Genomic DNA, 7,245 nt, shown 5'->3' with positions numbered 1-7,245 from the left:
AATTTAGTTTAAAATCGGCAGAACTACAAGCTATTTTAGAGTATGATCTATTTTTGATGACGGATCGCCAAGTTCAGGTATTAGGGGAATCGGAATTTGAGGTACTGCGACAGTATTTACAGGCAGGCGGGACAGTTTTAGTCGAAGCGTCGGCAGGATTAAAACATTGGGTACAAGGCGATGCGATTAAAGAACTGAGCAAAATATACCAAGACCTGGAACAGGCGCTAACCCAAATCGATGATAATCCCAATATTGATACGGATACAAACTTAAAGCAATGCCGACAAGATATTGTGCGTGAACGAGAGATGATTGCGACAGAGTTAGCCAGACGCAAGAATTCGATCGCGGGTCGATTCCAAGAGTTTGCCCAAAGTATAGGCACCCGGTTAACGCCACTGGAAAAATTAGACCGTCACGACTTACTGCGGACTCAACCCTTTCTTTTTGCCACGACACCTCGTATCAATAGAAAGCCGATTCAAGTTTTAAGTGGGGGGGGGATTATTGTCGCGATCGGTAACTTATCAGAGGCTTGGGGAATTAATCAAAAACGACTGATTCCCCGTGAAGTAATGCGTACAGCCCAGGAATTAGGGATTAACATTTTGCATTTAGCTTGGCGTCGCCGACAACTAACCCGTGGACAACAACCACCACCAACAGTTACGACATCAAGCCCTTCCCGCCCCTCCAATCCATCACAACCGTCCGATCGATCGCGTCGAAATGAGCTGTTTGATAAGTTAATGTAGCCTGTTGAACAGGGAACAGGAAAACTGGGGGAGTTTCGGGAGTAAGGAAGGACAATAATGGTAGATAATTTAATTGATACAACGGTTTCCCCAAAACAACTTAGATTTAAGCCTGGAGGTTTACCTGCTTCGTTTGAAGTTAAGGTCGTTAATGATAGCGATCGCTTTGCCAGTTTTCAGGTGGAAGTAACGGCGGCTGGGGTTGATGCTGATCGGCTTCCGGATTGGTACATGATCTCCCCAGAAGTGGGGACTAAAAAGCCGCCAGGTGATGTCACCCATTTTCAGGTGGCGATTGTCGATAATCCTGTACCGGGGTTTGTCGGATTGATGAACCTAACGGTGCGTGTCTTCTCCATGGAACTCCCGGATGAAGACCGAGAAGTGCTGCGGTTAATTTTAGAACAGGGTACGGGTTCAATTCCGTTAAAATTGGATCTGCCAGTACGGGAGTTTCAAGAATATCCAGCAAGTCAACAGGAAATTCCGGTACGGGTTTATAATCCCAGTCAACTAGAAACCCATGTTACGTTAAACTTTTCCGGCATAGATCCCACCTGGATTGTTGATGGAACTGAACGCCAGTTATATCTACCTCCAAACGGACAAGTCACGGAAACATTTATTTGCCAAATTCCTGATATTCCCCAAGCACCTAGCCGGATTTATCCCTTTGCGATCGCGGCGACTCATCGTCATGGTTCTCCTGCCCAAGTAGAAGGTAAGCTAGAAGTTTTACCTATGGGGTTGGTGGAGTTTAGCGCCACTCCCAAACAACAGCAAATTCCCACCAAACGCGCTTGGATACCTAACTGGCGGAATTCACCCGTTCCCTACACCTTGGAATTTACTAATTATAGCAATCTTCAGCAGCTGGTTACTGTTAATATTCAGGGTGAAGACAAACAGGAATTTACCTTAGAATTGCCCGATAAACCCGCCGAATTGAATCCGGGTCAAACGGCTCAAGCGCCGCTGAGAGTTCAAGCCAGACGCCATTTATGGGGTCGAAAAAAAGAACTAGGGTTAGAAGCATTAGCAACGTTATCGGATCAGCGTTTAGGAAATACTAATCCCACGAGTCAATTTTTGAAACTGGATGTTTATCCGATTATTCCAACATGGTTGCTTCTGGGTGGTGGACTCCTGCTTTTATATTTCTTATGGTGGTTGTCTTGGCTCAACCCTAATAATTCCTGGTATGGACACAAAGCTGCTGTAAATTCTGTGCAATTTAATGGTATGAGCCAGAATGTGGTCAGTGGATCTAATGATCAATCCTTGATTAAATGGCGAGTTGATGGCTTTTTTAATTACTTTGCTAATCCCGAAGTGGAGAAGATTGCCAAGACGGGGAAAGCCGTGCGGGTGATTCGTTATAAACCAGTCGATAATAACGTGGTGGCGGCTGGGTTAGAAAATGGTGAGATTCAATTGTTGAATTTATTGGCAGAAACGCCAAAATTAATGATGTCTTTTTCCCAAGAAAAGGATGATCGAGTTTTGGCGTTAGAGTTTACAGATGATTCACGGTATCTTTTTAGTGGTCACGGCAGCGGATTTATCTTAGGGTGGGACATTCAACAAAGTTTAGCGGATACGATAACTGGAGGAAATAGCAGTCAGGAACCAATGTTGAGGGGACAATCTGATTTTGCGGTTTATGCCCTAAAATTTGTGGGACTCGGCAATCAAAATTTAGCGGTTGCTGGACGGTTTAATCAATTGGTTATTTGGAATTTGTCCCAATCAGAGAATGTGACCGTTCCCGTGCAGTATCGTCAAGATGGTCAGTATCGTCCAGGGGGTCAGGATGACTATATCCTCAGTATCGATGTTGCGGATATGAAACCTTATCTGATGGCGACGGCTGACAATCAGGGTTATATTACATTGTGGAATATGCGATCCTGTTTGGTTGAGGGTCAACCGTCCTGTGAAATTATTGACCAATGGTCGAATGGTCATGGTAGTCTACCTGTGCGATCTGTGGCGTTAAGTAATGGGGGTTGTTACTTAGCCAGTGGCGGTGATGATGGACGAACGATGCTGTGGCCCCTCACCACTCAGGGGAAACGAGCAGAACAATATGTAGAGGGTATCGAAGTGGATAAGTCATTTGACAACAGAAAATTCAATAGTGTTGATATAAATGTTTTAAAGAGAAATATCCTGATCGCCAGTGGTAGTGATGATACCCAGGTGCGGGTGAAACGAGCAAAACGGCTGCAAGGGTTAGGGTGCGATCGCGATCAGTGAGGACGCTTGATCAAGCTCAAACGCCTAATTCTAGCTAGCATTACCACGAAATACCAACTTTTGGTAGAATCGGTAACGGTTAGAACAGGTTCAATACTGCTTGGATAAGCTCTAATGGAATTGTTTTTCCCCCAGCTTCCAGACGCGCCATGGCACGTCTCTACATGCTCCCCCAGCAAAAACTATGACTCGCGTGGTTGGATTAATTAGTGGTACGTCAGTTGATGGAATTGATGCAGCTTTCGTGGAGATTGCTGGTTCTGAGTCCGATTTAACCGTGGAGTTGTTGGCTGGGGCGACCTATCCCTACCCGGAACAACTGCGATCGCAAATCCTTAATCTCTGTGCTGGTGGTTCTATATCAATGGCAGAATTGGCTGGATTAGATGATGCGATCGCGGGACAATTTGCTCAAGCCGCCCAAGCCATCCAAAAACACCACCCACCCGCGGCTACGCTGATTGGTTCCCACGGTCAAACCGTTTACCATCGTCCACCTGTTCCTCGGCTCCCAGACGCGCCATGGCACGTCTCTACATGTACCCCTTTGGGATATAGTCTTCAGTTAGGACGGGGAGAGGTTATTGCTTACGCCACAGGGATTAAAACGGTCAGTAATTTCCGTGTCGCTGATATTGCAGTTGGGGGTCAAGGAGCGCCCCTAGTCTCCAAAATTGATGCTTGTTTGCTCTCCTCCCCAACTCAGCACCGATGTATCCAAAATATCGGCGGAATTAGTAATGTTACTTACCTCCCTCCCTGTCAAGGAAATTGGTTAGATTTGGTCAGTGGTTGGGATACAGGACCAGGAAATACTCTGTTGGATTTAGCTGTACAGCATTTTACCCAGGGACATCAAACATACGATCAAGACGGAAACTGGGCACGAGAGGGGACGATTTGTCAACCCCTGCTCAACCAATGGTTAAGCCATGACTTTTTCCAGCAACCCCCGCCGAAATCCACAGGGCGAGAATTATTCGGCTGGGATTATTTACACCAATGTATTGCCGAGAGTCAAGCCTATTCTCTGAGTCCGGCTGATCTATTAGCAACCCTGACAGAACTCACCGTCGCCTCTATAGAGGACAGCTATCGTCGCTTTTTACCGAAGATGCCCGACCAGATATTCTTATGCGGTGGGGGTAGCCGCAATCTTTATCTCAAACAGCGCTTACAAACCCGGTTAAAATCCGTAGAGATACAAACAACGGATCAGGCTGGGGTGAGTGGAGATTTCAAAGAAGCGATCGCCTTTGCCGTTTTAGCCTATTGGCGAAACTTGGGCATTTGCGGGAATCTCCCGCCAGTTACAGGCGCGAAGCAGGCGTTACTTTTGGGTAATATGGCGCCATCCTAACTCAAAGCCTTGATAGATAAGGGTTTTGGAGTTGTGCAGCCAACCCTAATTAACTCAGAATGAAGCATTTCTTGTCCACTTGGGACTACACTGAATACTGAAACACAATTGCCTATTTTTTTATCCTATATGACTACGATTTTGGCAATCTGCTTGGTCAGGCATTGTGCCATAGTTGAGGACAAATTCAACCAACACTATTCGATTAGAGGCAAAGGGTAACGCTGTGGCTCACACCTTTTTAATGGAGACAGGACGCTGGACACTCCAGGGAAATTGGCTGGAGCGCAATGGATCACTTCTAAGCGTTAGAGGGAAAACAATTGTTGCCTGGGGTCGAGAAAACTGGTTTACGATGGTAACAAAGCTGGTTTTTCCCGAGGATGAGCGCGAGGATATTTCTTTCCAATATCGGGGGCGTCTTGATGCCGGAGAACGTCAGTATACCTTCGTCTTACAGCATAGTGTTTTGGGTCGTGTTGAGGGCGAAGGTTGGATCACTCCAGAATCAATTGTGCAACGCTATTGGGTTTTAAGCGATCGCCAAAGACGTAGTGGTTTTGAAACCCGACACCAACTTGATGATAATACCTACTACCTCTCCAGTAGCATCATGGCGGGTCACTATCTGACCAGCACAATGGAAGCAACGCTAGAACGACAGCCGGGATAGCACAAGCCTATAATCAGAAGTATAAACTGTGAAGTATCAACGGTCAGCACCCCGCACTGAAGTAATGGGGCTTCGAGCCTCCACTTTAGTTAACAACCGCTCTGCTGGTATTCCTTTCCGGTTGAAAGACAAGGAGTTTCCTACATCGGAGGTATTTTGCTCAAATCACTCACACGGGTTTTGACCTTCCTAAAAATCAGTGACGTTTTACCTGCTTTTCCTGTGTTAGCGTAGCAGGATATAGTCTGGGATAGACTGATAAATTCTACGTTACCCTTGACTTATGGAACGTATTGAGTTAATTGATTTCGGTTTACCACAGGTGTAGCTCCCGCTGAGCGCTCAATAAAGCGATGAACTATAGCTGGTCACAATGGCACAATGGAACGAGTAACCGAGTGAGTTATTGGGTCTAGTTCAATTGAATGCTACTTGCCGAATTGCGCTTGGGTCAAACTGGTAAATAGGTATCGTTCACAACTGCTCCCAGCTCTCACTAAACCAATCATGACAAAAGACCCTAATCATGGTCGCATACTCGCCAACCGCTATCAACTCGTTGGGTTGATAGGTCAGGGCGCTATGGGTCAAGTTTATAAAGCTAAAGATATGTTACTTGGCGGCGTTATTGTCGCTGTCAAATTCATATCCCAAACCTTGCTCAACCAAAAAATGCGCGATCGCTTTGAGCGAGAAGCGACCATCTGTGCGCTACTTGGGGAAAAAAGTAATCATATCGTGCGCGTCCGGGACTATGGCGTGGATGAAAATGACATTTCCTTTTATGTGATGGAGTTCCTGGAAGGCAGTGGCTTAAGTGAAATCGTGCGCCAGCAACCCCTCCCCTTACCTCGCTTTCTCAATATTAGCCGTCAAATTAGTTTAGGGCTGCAATGCGCTCATAAGGGGATCGTGATCGAAGGTGAACTTAGCCCAATTATTCACCGAGATATTAAACCCAGCAATATCCTGGTGGTTCAAGACGCCTCCTTCGGAGAACTAGTAAAAATCCTCGACTTTGGCATTGCCAAACTGATCCAGTCCAACAGCGAGCAAACCCACTCGTTTATGGGGACATTAGCCTATTGTTCCCCCGAGCAAATGGAGGGAAGGGAACTTGATAACCGCTCTGACATTTATAGTCTGGGCGTGATGATGTTTGAGATGCTCACCGGGGAAATGCCCATTGTAGGCGAATCGAATTCCTTTGGCGGGTGGTACAAAGCTCATCACTTCAGCCCACCGCGCCGCTTTGAATCCGCCAAACCGGATTTGAAATTGCCCAAAGCACTGGAAAATCTGGTGATGAGTTGTCTAGCAAAAGAGGCGAGCGATCGCCCACAAACCATTGAGGAAGTCATCCAGACTTTAGAACCCTTAGAACAGCGTTTTGGTCAAGGACGACAACTCGGTCAGCGGATTGGTGCTGTACTTTCAAAAATACCCCGAGTCGAAGAACCCGCCAAGAAGCCTCCCGCTCGTTCTATTGAAGACCTGTGCTTACAAACGTCTTGGCCCAAAAACAAACCCCAAGCCTCGATTGTTTTTCCGCATATTATTCGTACCAGTCAGGAACTATTAGCTACTCTTTGGGTGATGCTAACCAAGGACGATATTGAAAACCGCCGAATTAGCACCCGCTATAACCAATTCCTGTTTCTGATGTCTCCGCATCCCATGGTATTATGGATTACAGCCCTACACAATCGGCAACATGGCGCCCGTTGGCTAACCTGCTATTTGGATCTGAAAACAGCCATGGGTCAAAAAGTGATCCGCATTTTAGGAGAATCAGGAAACTACCGGATTTTATTCTTTGCCCTGACTGAACCCCAACGCTGCGCCAACGTGATGACCGCCACCATTGCCTCAACTCAGCGAAAACTACTCCTAGATTGGGCAAATGCCAGCAATGCGGCTATGCCCAGCACTCAACCTCAGCTAAGTAAACGAATTCTCAAGCAAGAGCTTGAGAAACTTAAGCCAAAAATTGTGATGAAGCTAGAAGCTGTTCACACGGATTATCCCACCGACATTTCTGGATAGGGTTGAATGTTCTGTAGGGGCGGGTTTAGGGACTAAATTCCGCTATTCACCGATAACTGAGCAACAAAACCCGCCCTGATTCAATTATGGGGGCAGGTGTAGGGGCGGGTTTAGGGACTAAATTCCGCTATTCACCGATAACTGAGCCA

At 46.5% G+C, this 7,245-nt stretch carries 4 protein-coding genes and 1 pseudogene; all 5 read left to right on the top strand.

Annotated features, from left to right (window positions below; genetic code table 11):
• Positions 1-758, top strand: a pseudogene (locus tag ACLFWI_RS23285) (hypothetical protein); the annotation flags it as partial.
• Between the two features lie 57 nt (positions 759-815).
• On the top strand, positions 816-3,017 hold the full coding sequence (locus tag ACLFWI_RS23280) for a hypothetical protein (protein ID WP_446414904.1): 2,202 nt from the start codon (positions 816-818) through the stop codon (positions 3,015-3,017).
• Between the two features lie 184 nt (positions 3,018-3,201).
• Entirely contained in the window at positions 3,202-4,377 is a 1,176-nt protein-coding gene (locus tag ACLFWI_RS23275; protein ID WP_446414903.1) for an anhydro-N-acetylmuramic acid kinase, read from the top strand.
• 226 nt (positions 4,378-4,603) lie between these two features.
• Positions 4,604-5,050, top strand: a complete 447-nt coding sequence (locus ACLFWI_RS23270; RefSeq protein ID WP_446414902.1) for a hypothetical protein — start codon at positions 4,604-4,606, stop codon at positions 5,048-5,050.
• 507 nt (positions 5,051-5,557) lie between these two features.
• Positions 5,558-7,096: a serine/threonine protein kinase gene (locus ACLFWI_RS23265; protein WP_446414901.1), complete on the top strand. Its 1,539-nt coding sequence runs from the start codon at positions 5,558-5,560 to the stop codon at positions 7,094-7,096.
• Positions 7,097-7,245 lie beyond the last annotated feature (149 nt).

Origin of the sequence: Coleofasciculus sp. (assembly GCF_046539235.1) — a bacterium.
Lineage (GTDB): Bacteria > Cyanobacteriota > Cyanobacteriia > Cyanobacteriales > Coleofasciculaceae > Coleofasciculus.
This window is presented reverse-complemented; position numbering and strand designations above follow the sequence as displayed.

Bases quoted from the DNA above. Each gene is read 5' to 3' on its own strand.
- ACLFWI_RS23280 (WP_446414904.1), top strand. From the start codon at position 816: ATGGTAGATAATTTAATTGATACAACGGTTTCCCCAAAACAACTTAGA.
- ACLFWI_RS23275 (WP_446414903.1), top strand. From the start codon at position 3,202: ATGACTCGCGTGGTTGGATTAATTAGTGGTACGTCAGTTGATGGAATT.
- ACLFWI_RS23265 (WP_446414901.1), top strand. From the start codon at position 5,558: ATGACAAAAGACCCTAATCATGGTCGCATACTCGCCAACCGCTATCAA.